Annotated in this window: 18 protein-coding genes; 11 read left to right on the top strand and 7 right to left on the bottom strand. The window is 51.2% G+C overall.

The genetic code is table 11. From position 1 onward, the window contains the following. Positions 1 to 107 precede the first annotated feature (107 nt). The 5 genes from MPHASIOC01_RS25180 to MPHASIOC01_RS25160 form a co-directional block, all read right to left on the bottom strand. Positions 108 to 836: a proteasome-type protease gene (locus MPHASIOC01_RS25180; RefSeq protein WP_064596655.1), complete on the bottom strand. Its 729-nt coding sequence runs from the start codon at positions 834 to 836 to the stop codon at positions 108 to 110. An 18-nt stretch (positions 837 to 854) separates the two neighbouring features. Further along, positions 855 to 1,676 carry a transglutaminase family protein gene (locus tag MPHASIOC01_RS25175; protein ID WP_064596657.1) on the bottom strand — a complete coding sequence of 274 codons (822 nt, stop codon included), beginning with the start codon at positions 1,674 to 1,676 and terminating at the stop codon, positions 855 to 857. Continuing rightward, complete coding sequence (locus MPHASIOC01_RS25170) at positions 1,673 to 2,602, bottom strand: alpha-E domain-containing protein (protein WP_064596659.1); 930 nt, start codon at positions 2,600 to 2,602, stop codon at positions 1,673 to 1,675. Before MPHASIOC01_RS25170 ends, MPHASIOC01_RS25175 begins: the two co-directional genes overlap by 4 nt. Next, entirely contained in the window at positions 2,596 to 4,035 is a 1,440-nt protein-coding gene (locus MPHASIOC01_RS25165) for a circularly permuted type 2 ATP-grasp protein (RefSeq protein WP_064596661.1), read from the bottom strand. The genes MPHASIOC01_RS25170 and MPHASIOC01_RS25165 overlap by 7 nt, the downstream gene beginning before the upstream one ends. Positions 4,036 to 4,223: 188 nt before the next feature. Beyond that, complete coding sequence (locus MPHASIOC01_RS25160; RefSeq protein WP_064596662.1) at positions 4,224 to 5,138, bottom strand: LysR family transcriptional regulator; 915 nt, start codon at positions 5,136 to 5,138, stop codon at positions 4,224 to 4,226. A 454-nt stretch (positions 5,139 to 5,592) separates the two neighbouring features. Here MPHASIOC01_RS25160 and MPHASIOC01_RS25155 point away from each other — a divergent pair, with 454 nt between their 5' ends. The 3 genes from MPHASIOC01_RS25155 to MPHASIOC01_RS25145 all read left to right on the top strand — a co-directional run bounded on the left by MPHASIOC01_RS25155 (position 5,593) and on the right by MPHASIOC01_RS25145 (position 7,908). Further along, on the top strand, positions 5,593 to 6,273 hold the full coding sequence (locus tag MPHASIOC01_RS25155) for a nucleoside recognition domain-containing protein (protein WP_353613535.1): 681 nt from the start codon (positions 5,593 to 5,595) through the stop codon (positions 6,271 to 6,273). After that, positions 6,266 to 6,733, top strand: coding sequence for a YjiG family protein (locus MPHASIOC01_RS25150; protein WP_064596669.1), 468 nt, complete (start codon positions 6,266 to 6,268; stop codon positions 6,731 to 6,733). Before MPHASIOC01_RS25155 ends, MPHASIOC01_RS25150 begins: the two co-directional genes overlap by 8 nt. Positions 6,734 to 6,801: 68 nt before the next feature. Then, on the top strand, positions 6,802 to 7,908 hold the full coding sequence (locus MPHASIOC01_RS25145) for a M20 peptidase aminoacylase family protein (RefSeq protein ID WP_064596671.1): 1,107 nt from the start codon (positions 6,802 to 6,804) through the stop codon (positions 7,906 to 7,908). Positions 7,909 to 8,005: 97 nt separating this feature from the next. Here MPHASIOC01_RS25145 and MPHASIOC01_RS25140 read toward each other — a convergent pair whose 3' ends face one another. Together MPHASIOC01_RS25140 and MPHASIOC01_RS25135 are read right to left on the bottom strand one after the other, a co-directional pair. Continuing rightward, complete coding sequence (locus MPHASIOC01_RS25140; protein ID WP_353613534.1) at positions 8,006 to 8,983, bottom strand: nickel/cobalt transporter; 978 nt, start codon at positions 8,981 to 8,983, stop codon at positions 8,006 to 8,008. A 118-nt stretch (positions 8,984 to 9,101) separates the two neighbouring features. Continuing rightward, positions 9,102 to 10,772: an FAD-dependent oxidoreductase gene (locus MPHASIOC01_RS25135; RefSeq protein WP_353613533.1), complete on the bottom strand. Its 1,671-nt coding sequence runs from the start codon at positions 10,770 to 10,772 to the stop codon at positions 9,102 to 9,104. A 201-nt stretch (positions 10,773 to 10,973) separates the two neighbouring features. Between MPHASIOC01_RS25135 and MPHASIOC01_RS25130 the strand changes: the two genes are divergently transcribed. From MPHASIOC01_RS25130 to MPHASIOC01_RS25095, 8 genes are all read left to right on the top strand, one after another. After that, positions 10,974 to 11,306 carry a metalloregulator ArsR/SmtB family transcription factor gene (locus tag MPHASIOC01_RS25130; RefSeq protein ID WP_064596677.1) on the top strand — a complete coding sequence of 111 codons (333 nt, stop codon included), beginning with the start codon at positions 10,974 to 10,976 and terminating at the stop codon, positions 11,304 to 11,306. A 10-nt stretch (positions 11,307 to 11,316) separates the two neighbouring features. Continuing rightward, positions 11,317 to 11,748 (top strand): YeeE/YedE family protein, encoded by a 432-nt coding sequence (locus MPHASIOC01_RS25125; RefSeq protein WP_064596679.1) that lies wholly within the window; start codon positions 11,317 to 11,319, stop codon positions 11,746 to 11,748. A gap of 6 nt (positions 11,749 to 11,754) precedes the next feature. Beyond that, positions 11,755 to 12,171, top strand: coding sequence for a DUF6691 family protein (locus MPHASIOC01_RS25120; RefSeq protein WP_064596682.1), 417 nt, complete (start codon positions 11,755 to 11,757; stop codon positions 12,169 to 12,171). A 627-nt stretch (positions 12,172 to 12,798) separates the two neighbouring features. Then, positions 12,799 to 13,281: a hypothetical protein gene (locus MPHASIOC01_RS25115; protein WP_064596684.1), complete on the top strand. Its 483-nt coding sequence runs from the start codon at positions 12,799 to 12,801 to the stop codon at positions 13,279 to 13,281. Positions 13,282 to 13,696: 415 nt separating this feature from the next. Continuing rightward, positions 13,697 to 16,558 carry a type VI secretion system tip protein VgrG gene (locus tag MPHASIOC01_RS25110; RefSeq protein WP_353613532.1) on the top strand — a complete coding sequence of 954 codons (2,862 nt, stop codon included), beginning with the start codon at positions 13,697 to 13,699 and terminating at the stop codon, positions 16,556 to 16,558. Then, positions 16,555 to 17,007, top strand: coding sequence for a hypothetical protein (locus tag MPHASIOC01_RS25105; protein ID WP_353613531.1), 453 nt, complete (start codon positions 16,555 to 16,557; stop codon positions 17,005 to 17,007). Before MPHASIOC01_RS25110 ends, MPHASIOC01_RS25105 begins: the two co-directional genes overlap by 4 nt. Further along, entirely contained in the window at positions 16,997 to 18,991 is a 1,995-nt protein-coding gene (locus tag MPHASIOC01_RS25100; protein ID WP_353613530.1) for a lipase family protein, read from the top strand. Before MPHASIOC01_RS25105 ends, MPHASIOC01_RS25100 begins: the two co-directional genes overlap by 11 nt. Beyond that, positions 18,984 to 19,745, top strand: a complete 762-nt coding sequence (locus MPHASIOC01_RS25095) for a hypothetical protein (protein ID WP_353613529.1) — start codon at positions 18,984 to 18,986, stop codon at positions 19,743 to 19,745. The genes MPHASIOC01_RS25100 and MPHASIOC01_RS25095 overlap by 8 nt, the downstream gene beginning before the upstream one ends. Positions 19,746 to 19,748: the final 3 nt, after the last annotated feature.

Below are 19,748 nucleotides of genomic sequence, written 5' to 3'. Positions count from 1 at the left end.
TAGTTAGCGGGCGAAAATCAATGAATTGATTTTCCTGGTTTTTTATTGGGTCACATCCGCTGGCACTGTGCTGGCATGAGGTTTGTCATCAGCCTCGCGCGCCTTACTTAAAGTGCAAATGGCGGTAACTGGCGGAAGGTGTTTTGCAACCCTTCCGACCAGGCTTTGCGTATAGTGGAAAACCAGGGATCATCCTCGGTGATACGCCGTTGCCCACTGGCATCAAAACTATTGGCACGGTAAAGCATGACATCCAGCGGCATGCCCACCGAAAGGTTACTGCGCAGCGTAGAATCTATCGACACCAGCGCACAGCACATTGCCTGTTCCAGTGGTGTATCCTGGCGCAGCACCCGGTCAATAATCGGTTTGCCGTACTTGCTTTCGCCAATCTGGAAATAAGGTGTGTCCTGGGTCGCTTCAATAAAATTACCTTCCGGGTAGATATGAAACAGGCGATGGGGTTCGCCGTGGATCTGCCCGCCTAACAACAAGTTACAGCCAAAATTAACTGTGCTGCCGTTTTGCTGTGCACGGCTGTCGCGCTGGACCACTTCCTGCAATGTTTGCCCAACCAATGTGGCGGCATCATACATGGAATGCGCCTGCATCAGGTTGGGCTCCTGCTCTGCCTGAATCCGCGCAGACAACAGGCTGATAACGCTCTGTGTGGTTGCCAGATTACCGGCAGACTGCAACACCAGCACCCGGTCAGCATGCCGGCTGAACACATGTAATTTTTTAAACGTTGCAATATGGTCTACTCCCGCATTGGTGCGGGAGTCAGAAGCGAATACCAGCCCGTCAGACAGGCACATGGCCACACAGTAGGTCATGGAATACTCTCGTACTATTTATTGCTGTTGTTGCGCCTGCTGGGAAAACTGGCGTACTTCAGCCTCAGAAAACATAACCTCTGCGCCACCGCCCAGACGGCTGCCGCGCACCGGGCAGGCATCCAGGTAGTCCAGACCGACAGCCAGCTTCAGATGTTGCGCCAGGCTGCGGGTATTATTGGTGATATCAAAGGCCAACCATCGGTTATCCAGCCACACTTCCGCCCAGGCATGCATCGCCACATGGTGGGTGTCTTTACTGTACACATAACCGCTGACATAGCGTGCCGGGATTTGCAGGCTACGGCAACAGGCAAGAAACACATGGCTGTGATCCTGGCACACGCCCATCCCTCTGTCGAAGGCTTCTGCCGCACTGTCCTGCACCTGGGTTGCCCCCGGTGAATAGGGCATTCTCTCCCGTAGTGCCGCCATTAGTGTAGTCAAACTCCCCACTGGCGCTTCGGGCTGAAAATAGTGGCTGGCAAAGGCGCGAATAGCATCATTCGCCTGAGTCAGTGGCGTACTGCGCAGGAATACCAGTGGAGAAACCAGCGTGGGTTCTTCATCGGTTTCATTGCTCTCTTCGTTATCGGCAATATCGACTATCCCCTGAGCATGAATCACTATCTCTTTGTGGGGATTATCCAAAGTGAGGACATGCAGCACATTGCCCCAGGTATCTGTGGTGGTCACACTGGCACAGTCCGGAAAGGTGAGCGTCCAGTCGCGAATATGCTGGTGGCCGGAGTCTTGCGGTGTCAGGCGCAAATACTGGGTACTGAATTTCACTTCTTCATCGTAGCTATAGCGGGTCAGGTGATTAATGGTGAGCTTCATACCGTCTCCAGATAAGTGTGGTGAATACTGTCTGCAAGGGCGTTGATCCGGGTTAACAGGCCTGTCAGGTAACTTTGCATATCTGCTTTGACTAAATCCTCCAGCGTGCTGAACCGCAAATCGACATTTAACTGGTGTGCTATGCGCAGGGGTTGTTGCGAATGCTGGTTCGCCACCAGTTCAAGCTGGCCGACAATATCTTCAATACATGCCCGCAGTGAACGCGGCACGTCGTTGCGCAAAATCAGTAATTCCGCCACGGTTTCGCGAGTGACTGGCTGGCGATATAAACTGTTATAGGCTTCCCGGGCACTGACCGCGCGTAACAGGGTATCGAGCCGGTAATATTCGCGCACGGAATCCGGGTCGTTACTGATTTGCTGGTCTTTCACTAACAGTAACTGTGTGGTCGCCTGGGCGCGTTCGATAAGGGTGCCAATGCGAATAAAACACAAGGCATCGTTACGCAGCAACGTACCAAAGATCGCGCCACGAAACAGGTGAGCGCGGTCTTTTACCCAGTCAAAAAAGGCATCGGCGCCAATGCTTTCCACACCCTGCTTACGCAGTTTTTTCAACTGGATACGAGTGGTGTTAATACATTCCCACACTTCTGCCGACAGGCTGCCTCTTACCGCGTGCGCATTGTTCCATGCCAGTTCGACACAACTGCAAATACTGCTGGGGTTGTTGCTGTCCATCGCAAAGAAATTCAACAGGTTATCCATAGAAAAACGGGCGTAACGTGCCTGAAACAGGTCGTGGGTCCACGACAGGTTCAGGGGTAACGCCAAATCCCGCTGTTGCTGGCTGTGACGCGGCATCATGGAGAGTTTGTAAGTAACGTCCAGTACCCGGGCGAAACTTTCTGCCCGCTCCAGGTAACGGGCCATCCAGAACAGTTCACTGGCTGTGCGGCTTAGCATGATTCATCGTCCTCCATTACCCAGGTGTCTTTGGTTCCCCCGCCCTGAGACGAGTTCACCACCAGTGATCCTTCCGTTAGCGCTACGCGGGTTAATCCACCAGGCACCAGGCGGGTTTCCTGCCCGGACAGCACAAAGGGGCGTAAGTCGATATGGCGTGGTGCCAGGCCATCGTCCACAAAGGTAGGGCAGGTGGACAGCGCAAGAGTTTCCTGGCCGATATAATTCGCCGGGTTTGCCAGCAGGCGCTCGCGGAAAGCTTCCACTTCACTGCGTGTTGCCCTGGGGCCCACTAACATACCGTAGCCGCCAGCACCGTGGACTTCTTTGACCACCATCTGGTCGAGGTTATTGAGCACGAATTTCAGGTCTTCGGGTTTGCGGCATTGCCAGGTGGGAATGTTGTTGAGAATCGGTTGTTCACCGAGGTAAAAGCGGATCATCTCCGGCACATAAGGGTAGATAGATTTATCATCTGCCACACCGGTACCAATGGCATTGGCCAGCACCACGCCGCCTGCCCGGTAAACAGAAAGCAGGCCAGGCACACCGAGCATGGAATCGGTACGGAAGGCGAGTGGGTCAAGCCAGGCATCGTCAATACGGCGGTAAATTACATCCACCCGGCGCGGCCCTTCCGTGGTGCGCATATACACCGCGCCAGCTTTAATAAACAGGTCGGCGCTTTCAACCAGTTCCACCCCCATTTGCTGAGCCAGAAAACTGTGTTCAAAGTAGGCGCTGTTAAACCGCCCTGGTGTCATAACCACCACACAAGGGTCATCCACCGGGGAGCTTTCACGCAGCGTTTGTAACAGGTAGCCGGGGTAACGCTCCACCGGGGCAATATGCTGGCGGGCGAACATTTCCGGGTATAACCGCATCATCATTTTGCGGTTTTCCAGCATGTAAGACACGCCAGAAGGCGTGCGCAGGTTGTCTTCCAGTACGTAATAATTACCGTCGCTGTTGCGTACCATGTCCACGCCCGTGATGTGGGCGTAAATATGGTTATGCAGGTCAATACCCATCATGCAGGGCTGGAACTGTTCATTGGCCAGCACTTGTTCGGCGGGGATTAACCCGGCTTTAAGAATGGTTTGGTCGTGGTAGATATCATGGAGAAAAGCATTGAGCGCTTTGACGCGCTGGCGAATGCCCTGGTCGAGTTTTTTCCATTCATCGGCGGGAATAATGCGTGGGACACTGTCAAAAGGGATTAACCGTTCCGTTCCTTCATCTTCACCGTAGACATTAAAGGTAATGCCTATGCGGTGGAACAGCAGTTCTGCCTGCTCTTTTTTCTGCCGTATGGCATTCTGGTCCGTATTCTGAAACCACTGCCACCAGCCATCATAGTGTTGGCGTTGCTTTCCCTCTGCCGTCAACATTTCATCGTAATACACGCCATCCGGTACGGTTATTTTTATCATTACACGCTCCAGTTATTACGTAATCAGGAATAACTGAAAGTGACTACGCACAAACCGTGCCATAGTGGTTATCTTGTTGATTATTATTCTTTTGTTCGCAGTACTCCCCACCTGGGATTGATTTTTGTTAAGACAGGTATATCTCGTTATGCTTTGTTATGGTGCAAAAAAATAACAATTGCCATGTCTCAGGCCGGAAGCGCACTTTCCGCATCGTTAAAAGCATTGAGTAATAAACGCCACATATGGTGGGCGGCCGGGGTAAAGCGGCGGTCTGAGTTGCGCAGCAAATGGCACTGAGCGCTACTGGCGATGGGGTGATCCACCGGGATGGCAACCAGTTTGCCTTGTTCAATCAGTGAACTGGCGGCAAAGCGGCTCATAAAGGAAATTCCCAAACCCGCCTGGCTCATTCCTTTGGCGGTAGAGAACAGGTTACACCGGTATGCAGGGGAAAAGGTCAGCCCTTTGCTCTGGAACATGGCATTCATATGGCGCTGCAGGCCAAAGCTTTCAGTCAGCGCAATTAACCGCTGCTCTGCCAGTTGTTCAATGGTAACCCGCTCAAGGCAGGCCAGCTCATGGTCTGGTGCCATTACTGCGCAGATTGGCCCCCAACGAAAACTGTGGCGCTTCAGCTCCGGGCTGCCAATGGGCCCGAAGGCAACCGCCATATCTGCTTCACCCTGAACAATATCGTTCAGCATTTCCTGCATACTGGCGACACTGATTTCAACAAACACCTGCGGCCAGGACTCGGCAAACTGGGTCATCACCTCATGAATAAACACATTAATCAGCCCGCCACCAATTCGCACGGAAACCGAGCCACCGCGCATATGGCGCAAATCCCGCAAGTGGTTTTCCAGCTTTTCCCGGCGCTGGCGGCTTTCAAAATAATCTTCCGCAAGCAATTTCCCGGCTTCAGTGAGAATAACTGTACGGCCGCGACGTTCCAGAAGCGGGAGTTGCAGTCGGCGTTCGAGCTGACTAATTTGCCGACTGATAACAGAAGGATTCACGCCAAGAATATCTGCCGCGCGGCGGATTCCACCCTGAATACCAACTTCATACAGATAACTCACCTGTTTTTCGTGGAACATATATCGGCCTTTCATGATTGACTGTTGCTTTCAGGGCAACAATATCATCCATTAACTGGCATTCATATTCCTGTCTGGCTTCGTAATAATCGAATTTATGGTCTTGTGATGTTTTTTTGTTCAACGGTGGCTGCCATGAAACAGTAAAACAGAATTGCACCAAACCAGGGCGTTTATCCGGATTCGGTTATTCTGTTCAGCGGCACTTGCCGGAAAATAATAAGTTTTACCTGCTACAACACCAGGGAACTCTTTATAAAATAAAGAGTGGAGATCTTGCATGCAAAATAAACACTTTGGCATGAGGTTTCCGTATAAAAAATAAAAATAATAGTTAAAAAACACCAAACAGGCACACATCCTGCTTATATCAGGATAGAGTTAAATAAAAAGCCTGCAAACACAACTTACACAACATCCAATACGTTCCGGAGCTTTGAGAAGAGAAATTAATATGAGCGAAAATAAAACCCTGGAAAATCCATCTGGAGAAACACACAGCGAATGGAAAGTTGGCCCTGGTGCCTGGCTGTCGCTGATTATTGTATTGCTGGTTTTCTCCGGCTTTTTTTATAAAGTGGACGGGATGAACTGGTTGGGCGCATTTGATTTTACCACGCTGGGCGGTAAGTTCGGCACCATGAAGTCGGAAGCGAATACCTTTCTTGGTAGTGGTGGCATAAGTGCCAAAGCAGGCTTCCTGTTTGCGCTGTCACTGGTGCCGACAGTTATGCTGGCGCTCGGTTTGCTGGAGATTTTCACTCACTATGGCGCCATTCGCGCGGCACATAAACTACTTACCCCTTTACTGAAACCTTTGTTGGGGTTACCCGGTTATACGGGGCTGGCATTAATCACGGATTTACAAAGTACCGATGCGGGTGCGGCATTAAGTAAAGAACTTTATGACAGCGAAAGAATTACCCGTAAAGATGTGGTGATTATGGGGGCATGGCAATATTCCGGTGCTGGTTTGATTAATAACTACTTTTCTATTGGCTCAGCCATGTTTGCCTCATTAACCACACCCATTATTATTCCGCTGATATTAATGTTTGTGATGAAATTCGTTGGCGCGGCGGTAGTGCGTCTGGCTTTGAATACCGTTTATAAGAAGGACTTCGCCAATGAGTAACTCAGTAAAAGTATCCAATAACCCGTTTGATATTTTCGTTGTTGGCGCGCGCAAAGGTTTCAATATTGCTATTAATAACCTGATGCCAAATGTGCTGATGGCCTATGTGATTGCCGAAATGCTCAACTTACTGGGTGTAATGCAGATGATAGGCCATGTGTGCGCGCCACTGATGGGGTTGTTTGGGCTGCCAGGCGAGGCGATCACTGTCCTGTTAACGGCCTGGTTGTCATCTTCGGCAGGGACAGGTGTGGCGGTCAGCCTGTTAAGTAAAGGCACGCTGGATGCCGGGCAAATCACCATTCTGGCACCGGCTATCTTCCTGATGGGTTCGCAACTTCAGTATATGGGGCGCCTGCTGGGCGTGGCTGACGTGCCAAAAAAATACTGGCCGTTGCTAATGGTGGTCAGTATTGCCAATGCATTGATAGCCATGCTGTTTATGCGTGTATTTTCCTGAGTCTGTGTTGTTCAGGGCTGCCAGGAAAAATCGCAGCCCGCACCTGCAATAATGAAAAGGAGTAAGACGTGTCCCGTACAATTGAACACTTCAGGGTATTGCATGAAATTCCTGAACTGGGTTTTGAAGAGCACCAAACTTCCGCATACATTGCGGAAAAACTGGAAGCTGCTGGCTACCAGGTTACACGCCATGTGAATGGCACCACGGGGATTGTCGCCGAACTGGACAGCGGTGAGCCAGGCCCGGTTCTGGCATTGCGTGCAGATATGGACGCACTGGGCCATATTATTGATGGCCAGCATGTTGCCCGCCACACCTGTGGGCATGATGGTCACTCATCTGTGGTACTGACTACCGCACAGGAAGTGATTCAGCAAGGGCTGGTAAAAAAAGGCCGGTTAAAATTTTTGTTTCAGCCAGCCGAAGAGCTGGGTACCGGGGCGCTGGCGCTGGTTGATGCGGGTGTGCTGGATGACGTGGATATGTTGCTGGGCTTCCATTTACGGCCGGTTGAAGAGTGCCCGATGGGCAAGGCGGTTCCGGCTATGTACTACTCTGCGTCTTCCACTATCGAAGCCGTATTTACCGGTAAGGCAGCCCATGCTGCGCGCCCACACTTAGGGGTTAACGCGCTGGATGCTGCTGCTCATGCCGTGCAGGCAGTGAATGGTATTCATTTATCACCTTCACTGACTTTCAGCGTGAAAGCCACACGTTTTCTCAGTGATGCGGGGGTGACCAACTCGATTCCTGCTGAGGCCAGGGTCTGTTGGGATCTGCGTTCGGCAGATAATGAAGGCATGGCCGAGCTGAAAGCACAGGTGGAGCGGGCTATTGCTCACAGTGCGCAGGCCTTTGGCGCAACCGTGGCAACCACTATCCTCAAAGAGATGCCTGCTGCGGTTATCGACGATGACGCCACAGCACTGGTGAGTGAGGCCATCCGTGAAGTGCTGGGCGATGAAGGCCTGACTGAGCCGAAAACCACTCCAGGCAGTGAAGATTTCTTCCATTATCTGGTACAACGCCCGGCCATTAAAGGCGGGTTCTGGGGGCTGGGTGCCAACCTGAAGCCCGGTTTGCATCACCCGGATATGCACTTTGACCGCAGTGCGCTGGATATTGGCGTGGATGTATTCAAAGCCTGCGTGCGTCGGGTTCTCGGAGCCTAATCAGCGTTAAAAGAAGCCGACTGGCACCAGATGCCGGGATGAATGTGTCACAAAAGCAAAAGTAACATGCGGCGGGCAGTTCAGGCCCGCCACAACATTAGCATCCGGCAGCAATATAATCGCCATTGGCACTGACGGGAATAACCGTTAAAAACAGTACTGTGGCGAACAACACCAGTAAGATCCCACCCAGCACCCGAATACAGGGCAACAGCCACTGGTAGTTGGCGGTATGGCCGCCAAACATCGCCAGTGTTTTCTCCCGTGCGTAGCGCACTGCCAGAGAGAGCCCCATAATGGATAAACCGGTCCCCAGCGCCATGGTCATGACTGCGGCAATCCCCCAGGTCACAATCCCCAGTGCGTTGGCGAACATCAGGATCATAATGGCACCACTGCAAGGGCGGGCACCGACAGTAAACATCACACCCAGCCGGGTTTTCCAGCTTGCCTGAGCCAGTGGCATGGCAGAAATATGGTGATGTGCACAGCCACAGTTTTCATGGTGCGCATGGTTATATGGCTCACCGGGAACCGGCTGAACTCGCCGGATGGTTAGTTTGCGGGGTTGCAGGCTTTTCAGTGCCTGGAAAATCACCCACAGGCCAAACAGGCCAATGAACACCGCACTGATTTTCTCAATATACCAGCGACTCTGGCTCAGTGAACCTGAGGCCAGGTTAAACCCTACTGCCAGAATAAACACGAACAGAATCGCGCTGACACCCTGTAACAGACTGCCAACAAACGGGATGATGCGCGTAACTGCTGTGTTTTCCTGGTGGGTGGTAATCCAGGTGGTGACAATAAATTTGCCATGCCCCGGACCAATAGCGTGCAACACACCGTACATAAATGAACCCACTAAGAGCCACATCCCGCCTGAATACTGGTGGTTATTCAGTTGCAGCAAATACATCACCAGGTAGCGGTGTAGTGAGATTTGCACAGCCAGGCACCATTGCAAAAATGCGCCCCAGTGAGCATGCAGGAATATCGCTACAGTGAGCACTGCCAGTACCAGTAAAGGCAGTGCGGCATAGCGGGTGGTACGGGAAAGTGAATGTGTCACCATAACTGTTCTCCGGTTAGTGCAGAGAGTATGGCGTAATAACGAACGGGCAGGCAGTGTTTTCTGGCCGGTTACTGATCAAATGGGCAGCCAGAAAGATACAGGCTGCCCATTTCGCCATTTATGCAGGGTTAACAGGGGTTGCCTGCATCGAGGCCTGCCAGGTTTTAAAACCACCGCTCAGGTTACGGGCGCGAAAGCCCTGTGCGGTGAGAATACGATACGCAACATGACCGCGCAGCCCGCTTTGGCAGCCAATCAGGATCTCTTTGTCTTTCGGCAGCCTGCCCAGATTTTCCCGCAATGTATCCAGCGGAATTGATAGTGCATTGGGGTATTCACCAAACTGCGTCAGTTCGCCGGGGTTACGGATATCCAGCAGGCACTGGGTTGCCGGGTCAAGCTGTTGAATATCACGGGCATGGCAAATCGCTGTGTCACCAGACAGCACGTTGGTTGCCACCATACCGGCCTGGTTTACCACGTCGCGCGCACTGTTAAAGGGTGGGGCATAGGTCAGTTCCAGGTGTTCAAGGTCGGCTACTTTCATACCAGCCCGCTGAGCGACCGCCAGCACATCAATACGTTTATCGACGCCGTTTTGCCCACTGGCCTGTGCGCCAAGGATCGTTCCATCTTGCGGATCAAACAGCAGTTTAAGGCTGATCATTGCCGCTCCTGGGTAGTAACTGGCGTGATCTGCACTGTGGACATACACCTTTTCATAACGGCGGCCGCGTGCTGCCAGTTGTTTCTCATTCGCGCCACAACTGCCAATACTCAGCGAGAAGACTTTGCAGATTGCAGTTCCCTGGCTGCCGCGATAAGTGCTTCCCCGGTTCATCAGCATGTTGTCTGCAGCGATGCGCCCCTGGCGGTTTGCCGGGCCAGCCAGCGGAATTAATGTGGGAGACTGGAACACCAGATCCTGGGTTTCGACGGCATCGCCCACGGCATAGATACCTGGCACTGAGGTTTGCATTTGCGCATTAACCCGGATACCACCACGCTCGCCTGTGGCAATCCCCGCGTCTGCCGCCAGGCGGCTTTCCGGCTTCACACCAATTGCCAGTAACACCATACCAGTGCGTAATTTTTCCCCGGAGGAAAGCTCAACGCTTAACCCGGCGATATCCCGCGTAACCTGCTTCAGTGCGGTTTTCAGGCGCAGGTCAACGCCGTGGCGACGTATTTCCTGGTGAAGGGCCGAGGCCATTTCCGGGTCTACCGGAGCCATTACCTGGTCGCCCATTTCCAGTAGCGTTACGCTTATGCCACGCTCTGTCAGTGCTTCCATCACTTCGAGCCCAATAAAACCACCGCCCACCAGTGTGGCATGTGAAACATCGTGTTGTTTTATCCAGGCGATAATGGCGTCCATATCATTGATACTGCGCAAGGAAAAAACACCGGGTTCGTTCAGCCCTGGTAGTGGCGGCACAACAGGAGCGGCACCCGTACTCAGCAATAAACGATCCCAGGTTTCGGTGTAATGTTCACCTGTGGTGAGGTTTTTCACGGTGACAGATTTCTGTTCCGGATCAATGGCGAGCACTTCATGACGTACGCGAACATCAATATTGAACCTGGTTTTGAAATCTTGTGGTGTTTTCAGGATAAGCGACTGGCGCTCAGGAATGACCCCACCAATATGGTAAGGCAGGCCGCAGTTAGCGAACGAAACATACTCGCCGCGCTCCAGCACAATAATTTCAGCTTCTTCATTCAGGCGTCTTGCTCTGGCTGCAGCAGAAGCGCCACCGGCAACACCACCAACGATTACAATTTTCATCACATCCTCTCTTTAAGCCTGCCTGGCAAGCTGATTTTTGCCCGTTACTGGGTGGGCAGTGCGCCTGTCCTTCAGTCGATATCTGAATCATCGGTGAAGTTAAGTCTGGTGTGTATAACCAGAAAAAAGCGTGACAGCGCCTGAAAGACTACACTATACTTAATAATATTATATAAAATCATATATTGTTGGATGTCAATGATGCCAGAACATGATCAGCAAGATTTTTATGACGCAATGAAACTTGCCGCTCAGGGCGCGGCAGATGTGCTGCGTGGTTTATCAAACAGTGACCGGCTGTTGTTGATGTGCCAGTTAAGTCAGGGGGAAGCCAGTGTGGCGCAACTGGAAGCCGCCGTGGGAATTCACCAGCCTACGCTCTCTCAGCAATTGGGGGTTATGCGCCGCCTGAAGCTGGTGGAAACCCGCAGAGAAGGGAAACAAATTTTTTATCGTATTGAAGATAAACGTATTTTATTACTACTCACTACGTTGTATGACCTGTACTGCCCCGTCCAGCAGGATGGGGAATGAGGAGCATGAGATGACGATTAATTTTGCGCAGTTTACGCCGTTAGCCAGTTTCAGTGGTGGGTTGCTGATTGGCCTGGCGGCAATTGTGTTGATTCTGTTTTGCGGGCGTATTGCTGGCATCAGTGGCATTCTCGGCGGCATGTTGCAGCGAGAAACGCGTGCTGAAGGTTGGCGAATTGCATTCCTGCTGGGGTTGATTGGCGCACCGGTGCTGTACCTGAGTTTTTTCCCCCGGCCGGATATCAGCCTGTCAGCCTCCACTCCGCTTATTCTCATCGCAGGGTTACTGGTGGGCGTGGGAACACGGTTAGGTTCTGGTTGCACCAGCGGCCATGGGGTTTGTGGGTTATCACGGTTTTCGCCGCGTTCGCTGGCCGCCACGCTCACATTTATGGTGGTAGGGTTTGCAACGGCAACATTACTGGGCTGGCTACGGGGGTAAAGGGTGATGCGGATTATCGTTTCGTTTATTGCAGGCCTGGTATTTGGCCTGGGGCTGCTGGTTAGTGGCATGGCAAACCCGGCGAAAGTGCAGGGGTTTCTCGACCTGGCTCACCCATGGGACCCTTCGCTGGCGCTGGTAATGGCCGGCGCCATCGCGGTTGGGGTTGTGGGCTTTAGCCTGGCAAAACGGCGCAAAACCGCGATTTGCGGTGGGCCGATTTCGTTACCTACCCGCCGCACACTGGATAAAGACCTGTTTCTGGGCGCGGCCATTTTTGGCCTGGGCTGGGGGATTGCCGGGATTTGCCCGGGGCCGGCACTGGTTCTGGTTGGAGCCGGTTATATCAAAGGGGTATTGTTTGCCGTGGCGATGCTGGCAGGGATGTGGCTGGTTGGTGTCCTGCGCCCGGCTTCACATTAACGCGAGTTATACTGGTGTGCTTATTCGGTTTTCTGAAACAGCCGTAAGAGTTCTTGCGGTGCAGGCTTTTACCGCCCGGTTTGATGAGCCGTATCAGCATGAAAATCGCGATAAGCACAACCAGGTAATCGCAAGTTAATGTGACCAGTACCGAAACTTGCAGGCAAGCCACGAGTGCGATGAATGTTGCTGCCATCATAATGTAGCGGGCTCAATAAAATGAAGAGAAAACGCCTGAGTAGTTTGTATTGCTGATGAGAGGGTTGTTCGTTCATTGGACGGTTTGGTGACAGTTTTGCGTACTGGGTTCCAAATAAAACCAGTGTGTTAACTTATCTGGTAAAACCCCTTGCGATGCCATGTGCCCAACGGTATCTTTGCCCGGCACCTGCAAAATCAGGTGCCGGGATTGACCTCCTGATATTCCTCATCGGCGACACACGGCGCGCGTTGCGTCTCTTGTGTGTCGTGCGCACGGCTACACCTCAATGGCGGGCCGGGCGGGGGCATCGTAAGATGCGCCGGTGTCGATGAGGCCGGTAAGGTCAACTCCGCCCGGTTCTGCCACCAGTGAAATTGACCTTTCCAGTGGCAGCGGTATCAATACAACTCATCGAGGATGCCTTTATGGCTACGACCACTACCCAGACTCACCCGTTATTTACCTTTCCCCTGAGTGCCATAACAGATTTTACCGGGCTGGCGAGCTACTGTGAAAATATTGCAGACGCGCTGCCAGAAACCCACGACACCACGTTAAAAATGGCACTGTTTGGGCGTCTTAATACTTGCCTTACGGTGCTACAGCCCACGCTGTTGGATCCGGTGCCGGAACATCTTGTAGAAAGCCTGACAGTGGACACTCTCCCGGTGACTTCCCCACAGTTAGCACCAGACTGTACTGCGCTCTGCCGCTATGCCATGGCGCTGGTACAAACTCTGATGCAGCAAGGGCTTCCCCCGGAAACGGAGCAACAACTGACGGGGTTGCTGTCGGAGTTAATTAATTACTTTGCCGCAGAAATGAAAGCGCCACGCTGGCTGCGTACTGAACAGGGTGTGGTAAATATTGAAACGGCTGTTTCCTGGCAGGGTTGTGTGTTGCCGTAACAGCGAAAACAACAAACCGCCTTCGGTGAACGGCACCCCAAAAGTTGGGTACCCACTGAGTAACGGGCTGTTCATCAGGGCGGTTTTTAATACGGGGCAAGGGGTATTCAGAGTAAGGGGCTGGTGTTTTTCGCTGTTCTGCTATATCTGCGCATCATCTGCTCACCTCCTTTTACAGTTAAATAAACTTAAGAATTTTCTAGTTATGGATTAAAGATCTGTAAAATACATCATTTATAGATCGTTATGCCATTATCATCCGTAAAGAACTGTAGTGTGCGACACGCAGACAGTGACAGACAGAGAGATGAGATGGCTGATAGTTTCCAGAACGAAACGCCCGGAGCAAGGCATGCCCGGTGGTGGGGCGGTCTGTATCAAGAGCAGCCTTACCGATATAAAGGGAGTTAACACCATGAATCTGACAGGGATGCGCAACACGCTCACCCGCAACACCCTGAACCGCTACCGCCTCACCATACCTTCCTGCAGCGCTGACACCGATGTGGAAGATTTCCGTGGCGAAGAGGCGATGAGCGCGCTTTACCGCTACACCATCAGGTTTACCAGTACCGATAAAAACATTGATGCCCGCCAGCTCCTGGCCAAACCCGCAACACTGACGATGGGCGCAGGCAACCTGCTTTCCCTGGCAGACCGCAAAGTGGTGCACGGGGTTATCACGCATTTCACCCGCACCGGCGGATCTGCAGATGAAGCGAAGTACAGCATTGTACTGGAACCTTTTATTGCACTGCTGGCTAACCAGTTTCGTACTCACCGCTTTTTCGTCAACAAATCGGTGCCGGAAGTGGTGGAAGAGGTCCTGCGGGAGCACCGCCTGAATGGCTGGGAGTATGAGTTTATCCTCAGCCACGACTACCCGAAACGTGAACAGATTAACCAGTACCAGGAAAACGACCTGGCGTTTATTGAACGCCTGCTGGCTGAACTGGGGATTTTTTATTTCTTCACCCTGCACCCGGAAACACAGACTGAAGTGGTGAACTTTGCCGACAGGCCGGGCGCCTGGTTCTTCGGGAAAAAACTGCCGTTAAACAGCCCGTCCGGCGCTAACGATAATGGCGCAGACTCGGTATGGGATGTTCATGTTACGCAGAATGTGGCGGTGCGCTCGGTTACCGCCGGTGACTACAACCACCGTGAAGCACAACGGGTGTTGCTCTCGGAGCCCGCCGACATGACCCGGGGCGACGGCGAGGGTGTCACCTGGGGGGATGTCTACCACCACCGGCCACGGCACCAGGCGCGCGGAGATAACATTAACCCGGCGCCTGAAACCGGCCACTTCTGGGCGCGCCTGGAGCATGAACGCTTTTTATCAGACCAGACCCGGGTAACGGGCCGCAGTACCGACCATACACTCAGCCCGGCGCAGGTTCTTGTTATCACTGAGGCGGCCATGCCACCCACACTGCCCCGGGAAACAGAAAACGGCGTGGTGATTATCAGCACGGTTTACACCGCCAGCCGCCAGAACGCCCTGCAGGTGGCGTGGTCGGCCATGCCGTTCTTTGAGAACCGCTGCTGGCGCCCGGCGGCGAGGCCTCGCCCGGTGGTCAGTGGCACCCTGATGGCGCGGGTGACCAGCGCCAAACCCGACGACATCTACGCCTGGCAGGATGCCTCGGGCCTGTACCGGGTAAAGTTTGATGCCGACCGCGACGACAAACGCAAAGGCATGGAAAGTATGCCGGTGCGTCTGGCGAAACCTTATGGCGGGCACAAATATGGTTTCCACTTCCCGCTGGTTCAGGGCACCGAAGTGGCGATAGCCTTTCACGAAGGCGACCCGGACCGGCCGTATATCGCCCACGCCCTGCATGATTCCCGGCATATTGACCCGGTTACGGAACTGAACAGCACCCGCAATGTGGTGAGAACTGCAGGGCGGAATAAGCTGCGCATGGAAGACAAGCGCGGGGCAGAGCACGTCAAACTCAGCACTGAATACGGCGGCAAGACCCAGCTGAACCTGAGCCACAATGTGAATGCTGAAAGAAAACTGCGTGGCGAAGGGGCGGAGTTGCGTACCAATGACTGGGTAAGTATTCGCGGCGGTAAAGGTATTTTCCTTACTGCGGATGCTCAGCCGGATGTGGGCATCAAAATGCTGGAAATGGATGCGGCAATCAGTCAACTGGAGCAGGCTCTGACCCTTGCCCGTAGTATGCAGGTTGCCGCCAAAGGTGCAAAAGCTCAGCCGTCAGAAGCAGACAGCCAGATGTCACTTAACAGCGCGTTGCGATATCTGCGGTTGCCGGGGTTGTTGGCGCATGCTCCCGCTGGCATCGGCATCCTCAGCCCACAGGCAGTAAGGCTGGCTTCAGGAGGTGAAAGTATTGCGCTGATGTCAGGTAAAAATACCGATATCAGCGCCGGGCAATCCTTTACCGTAGCCGCTGGTGAAACCGTCAGCCTGTTTTCCCAGTCTGCCGGAATGAAGCTCTATGCGGGGGCAGGCCCGCTTGATATCCAGGCGCAGTCAGGTGCTGTGGGTGTGTCCGCACGACAGGATGTCACCATTAGCAGTTCTCAGGGTTGTGTGAATATCAATGCCAGCCAGTCACTGGTACTGAATTGTGGCGGGGCTTACATCAAACTCAGTGGCGGGAATATTGAGCTGGGTTGCCCGGGGAACATTTTATTGAAAGCAACCAATGTGAATCAGACTGGGCCCGCGACTTTGGATGCGCCCCCTGTTACTTTCCCAAAAGGCTATTCAGGTTCTTTTACGATTGAGGACCCAGAGTCAGGGATAATTAAGCCTTTCACTAAATATAAAGTTACCACTGCTGAAGGTGAAATTCTGGAGGGGATATCTGACGCATCTGGAAAAACAGCCACACTTTATTCGTCAACGCCAGGTCAAATGAAAATTGAATTTCCAGATGAACAAAAAGAGGAAGGTCCGGGGCAGTGGGTTACCGTAGATCATGATTATCATGGATTGAAAAATGCTGCCATCATGTCTGTCAATCGACTTACATCAATGGGGGATTCTGGAAGAGCATTTTTTTCTGAAGGTAAAGATTTTATGCATACAAAACGGGATAAAATTCAAGAATGGAGTCCTTTGCCTTCTGATGCTGATGAAAATACGATAAATAATTCGGCGGTTCATCGTTATGGAGAGCAGAGACGGATAACGCAAACATTTCTTGAGGGGGATGATGCATGGCAAGTTAGTGGAACATCATGGCGCTGGATGCCAGTTGTTGCAGATGAACTCTATGAGACCAGGGATAGCAAATGAAACTAAGCTTCAGTAAAGTCTGTTTATTCTGGGGAGGAATGGATGCTTTTTATGTCATCCGTTTTATTTGGTTAAACATAGAACAGGGACGTATTCCTTTTGCTGATGATATTATAAATTTCAACCAGCTTTACTCAGAGTATGGCGGTGGGGGTTGGATTTTATTAATATTTGTTTTATCAATGATGTTAAATATATCTATAGTGGTGTCTGCTATTCTTCTTGTATTAAAATGGGGGAAAGTACGTTTTTTTGTGTTTTTGCAAATACCATTTAGATTGTTGTTGATTGTCCCATCTATTTCCGTTATTCCTTGGCTATTGAAAGGATTACATGTGAATAGCATGGTTTTTATTATTATTTTTCTTATATTCTCTGAATTCACTAAATTTTTATCTTTTATTTTAACCAAGAACATAAAAAATAAAGGGAGGGATCATGTCGAATAATACTTTGATCACCTCTATTACTCATAGTAGCGCTGTCGCGGTGTCTGGGAAGCAGAAACCGTACTGGGTTGAATGCCAGTTGGTTGATGAACAGGGTGAACCGGTGGCGAACATGCCATGGACGGCAGACAGTTCTCACCCCGTTTCTGGCCCGGTTGCGGCGTTTACCTATTCAGGCCAGAGTGATGCCAACGGGCTGATTCGGATTGATATGCCACACGGCCTGGAGTTGACCCTGAAATTAGCGCCTGCGCCTCTTCTGCAAGAGATGCAGAAACGCACACTGCGCCCCGGGAGGGATGCCGAGAGTGATTCTTTAGTCCGGCCGCAGGCGTTAGCCGAAGGGTATATTTGGCACTATAGGGTATCTGGTGAGCTGTGTGCCAGTTACCCGGATATCGAATTACGCTATGGCGAAACATTGCCACCGTTTCATTTCCCTGTTGGGAAAGCGTTTAAGGGCCTGCTTATTCGCACCAATGAACTCAAGCGGCGGCATATTATTGAAATTTGCCCCTTCAGAGCCTGGGAGCTGGTTTTACATCACCAGAATACCTATTCAATTGCCAATGCCATTAACCTTGGAGCAAGCGCCACGCTGGCTTATGCCGATGGCAATGCGCTCGATATTATTTCAATTACACGTTTTTATCTAAACCAGTGCCAGGACCTGTCCCGGCTCCCTCAGTTGCATAAAAGCGGCCTTATCTACAATACGTTGGTTCGCGATGTGCCATTCAGCGACCGCTATTTTCCACCGGTTTTTATGGATACCTCACAAGATACTCCAGATTCAGAAGGGAGTGATAACGGGGTGATAAAAGCGGATGGTGATACACAGCTGTATTATGTTTATAACACCGATAAGATTATTGTGGCCTGGCGTGGAACCGAAAGTTTATATGATGTCGGAACAGATCTTGCCTTTAGCCCGGTTCACCCGCAAACCTGTGTGGTCAAGAAAACGCAGTGTAATACTCTGCTACCGGAAGGAAAGGTGCATGACGGGTTCTGGAGTGGGTATAGTCGGGTGGACAGGAAGTTTAAAAATGAAATACTGAAATTATTAAGAAATCTTGAAAGTAGAAGACTTTTTATATGCGGACATAGTTTAGGCGGTGCACTGGCATTAATTCATGCAGCAAGCCTGAAAGGCTATAACCCGCTACTGTACACCTATGGTATGCCACGCACCTTTACTCGCGATGCCATCAACCATCTTTCAGGTATTACGCATTTTCGCCATGTAAACGACAACGACCCGGTACCGGCAGTGCCACCGGAAGCCAACCTGGATAATGCGTTATATAAACTGTGGGGGCCACTGGGTAAAACACTGGGCATGGTGTGGTCAGTGGGCCAGGCTGTTGTCGCTCAGGCTGTGTCCTGGGGGGATTGCTTTTGGCACCATGGCAACCCGGTTGTGTTTCTTGGCGCAACCCAATCCCGCGAATGGAAAGAGTGTAAGGTAAGCCTCCCGGTTGCGGCAGGTTGCATTACCCTGAGGCAGCGCCTGCCAATAAAAGCAAAACTTTACCTGGTGCCTGTTCTGGCAAACCAGGAAATACAGGAAGCTGGCAGTTTGCAAAGGGAATTCCTGGCCTCACTGGCGCCACATAATTTGAATACTCTTTTTCCGGAAGGGAGTAATCATACACGGGGTATTGATATCACTTTTGGTGACCATTTTATGACTGCCTATATGCCCTATATAAACAATAAATTACTGGAGTTAATTGATAAAGAAGGGCTGGTTGAAAAACGCAGTTTTACTGAACACTGCTATCATATTGATCTTTTCAAAGAACAAATGCTGGAGAATAAAGAAGATATACCGCAGAAAGAATATAAAAGGAATGAAATATTTTTAAATATAGAAGGGTTATTGCGTGTGTCCCTTGCTCCCACGCTTGCAGAACCTGGCGGAAGGGAAGCACTGGTGCGCTTTGCACTTTACGGAGAGGAGAGAATGGAAAATGCATAATGCTATTAAATGGGTAATACTGCCGTTGGCGGTATTGCTATTAAGTGCCTGCACCCCTGTTATAAACAGAAAATTATCACCACCGGAAAATACCCAGTGGGTAAATATTGAAATTACCAACCCGTCTCCTTACACACAACCTTTTCCACTGGAAGTCAGATATATTTCCTACAAATGCCAGAAAAAACGCATAAGTGGGTTTGACGGTTCGGTTATTTCTGAACCCAGTTATGGTTCTGTGCGTGTGCCGATGCAACAGAATGGCAATATCTGGCGCGGGAAAGTCGCCATAACCGGTGGTGGAATATGCAAGTGGGCATTAAGCGCCATCACCTTTGGGATTGAATATATTGATGCCGCGCATATGGGGAAAGATCTTGTACTGGGTACTGCGGTTGGTGCGACGTTTGCGTTTGAGCATAGTGCTGTACGTAACGGGGTATTCGAGCATTTATCGAATAGTGATGTTACCCTTTCGCCAATATATTATCCTGTAATTAAAACCAATAAACTGATCCGCCAGAATGACTCGTTACATCTGTTTGGTAAGGACGATTTCATAAAAAAAAGAATGTTGAATTTAAGCCAGACGGTGAATATCAAGTTCAATCCTGTTTTGGATGAATCAAAAATTGTAAGAATGGTGGCTCCTGAAAAGCATATAGTTGGCGAGTTTTATAAAATAATTTACCCGGATGGCACGGTCGTTTCGGATGGTTCTATTCACCCGGATATCAGAAAAATGGGGGAATAGCGC

Origin of the sequence: Mangrovibacter phragmitis, assembly GCF_040429585.1 — a bacterium.
Taxonomy (GTDB): domain Bacteria; phylum Pseudomonadota; class Gammaproteobacteria; order Enterobacterales; family Enterobacteriaceae; genus Mangrovibacter; species Mangrovibacter phragmitis.
Note: the sequence above shows the minus strand (reverse complement) of the source record. Positions and strands in the feature narration are given on the sequence as shown.

Bases quoted from the DNA above. Each gene is read 5' to 3' on its own strand.
- MPHASIOC01_RS25180 (WP_064596655.1), bottom strand. From the start codon at position 836: ATGACCTACTGTGTGGCCATGTGCCTGTCTGACGGGCTGGTATTCGCT.
- MPHASIOC01_RS25175 (WP_064596657.1), bottom strand. From the start codon at position 1,676: ATGAAGCTCACCATTAATCACCTGACCCGCTATAGCTACGATGAAGAA.
- MPHASIOC01_RS25170 (WP_064596659.1), bottom strand. From the start codon at position 2,602: ATGCTAAGCCGCACAGCCAGTGAACTGTTCTGGATGGCCCGTTACCTG.
- MPHASIOC01_RS25165 (WP_064596661.1), bottom strand. From the start codon at position 4,035: ATGATAAAAATAACCGTACCGGATGGCGTGTATTACGATGAAATGTTG.
- MPHASIOC01_RS25160 (WP_064596662.1), bottom strand. From the start codon at position 5,138: ATGTTCCACGAAAAACAGGTGAGTTATCTGTATGAAGTTGGTATTCAG.
- MPHASIOC01_RS25155 (WP_353613535.1), top strand. From the start codon at position 5,593: ATGAGCGAAAATAAAACCCTGGAAAATCCATCTGGAGAAACACACAGC.
- MPHASIOC01_RS25150 (WP_064596669.1), top strand. From the start codon at position 6,266: ATGAGTAACTCAGTAAAAGTATCCAATAACCCGTTTGATATTTTCGTT.
- MPHASIOC01_RS25140 (WP_353613534.1), bottom strand. From the start codon at position 8,983: ATGGTGACACATTCACTTTCCCGTACCACCCGCTATGCCGCACTGCCT.
- MPHASIOC01_RS25135 (WP_353613533.1), bottom strand. From the start codon at position 10,772: ATGAAAATTGTAATCGTTGGTGGTGTTGCCGGTGGCGCTTCTGCTGCA.
- MPHASIOC01_RS25130 (WP_064596677.1), top strand. From the start codon at position 10,974: ATGCCAGAACATGATCAGCAAGATTTTTATGACGCAATGAAACTTGCC.
- MPHASIOC01_RS25125 (WP_064596679.1), top strand. From the start codon at position 11,317: ATGACGATTAATTTTGCGCAGTTTACGCCGTTAGCCAGTTTCAGTGGT.
- MPHASIOC01_RS25120 (WP_064596682.1), top strand. From the start codon at position 11,755: ATGCGGATTATCGTTTCGTTTATTGCAGGCCTGGTATTTGGCCTGGGG.
- MPHASIOC01_RS25115 (WP_064596684.1), top strand. From the start codon at position 12,799: ATGGCTACGACCACTACCCAGACTCACCCGTTATTTACCTTTCCCCTG.
- MPHASIOC01_RS25110 (WP_353613532.1), top strand. From the start codon at position 13,697: ATGAATCTGACAGGGATGCGCAACACGCTCACCCGCAACACCCTGAAC.
- MPHASIOC01_RS25105 (WP_353613531.1), top strand. From the start codon at position 16,555: ATGAAACTAAGCTTCAGTAAAGTCTGTTTATTCTGGGGAGGAATGGAT.
- MPHASIOC01_RS25100 (WP_353613530.1), top strand. From the start codon at position 16,997: ATGTCGAATAATACTTTGATCACCTCTATTACTCATAGTAGCGCTGTC.
- MPHASIOC01_RS25095 (WP_353613529.1), top strand. From the start codon at position 18,984: ATGCATAATGCTATTAAATGGGTAATACTGCCGTTGGCGGTATTGCTA.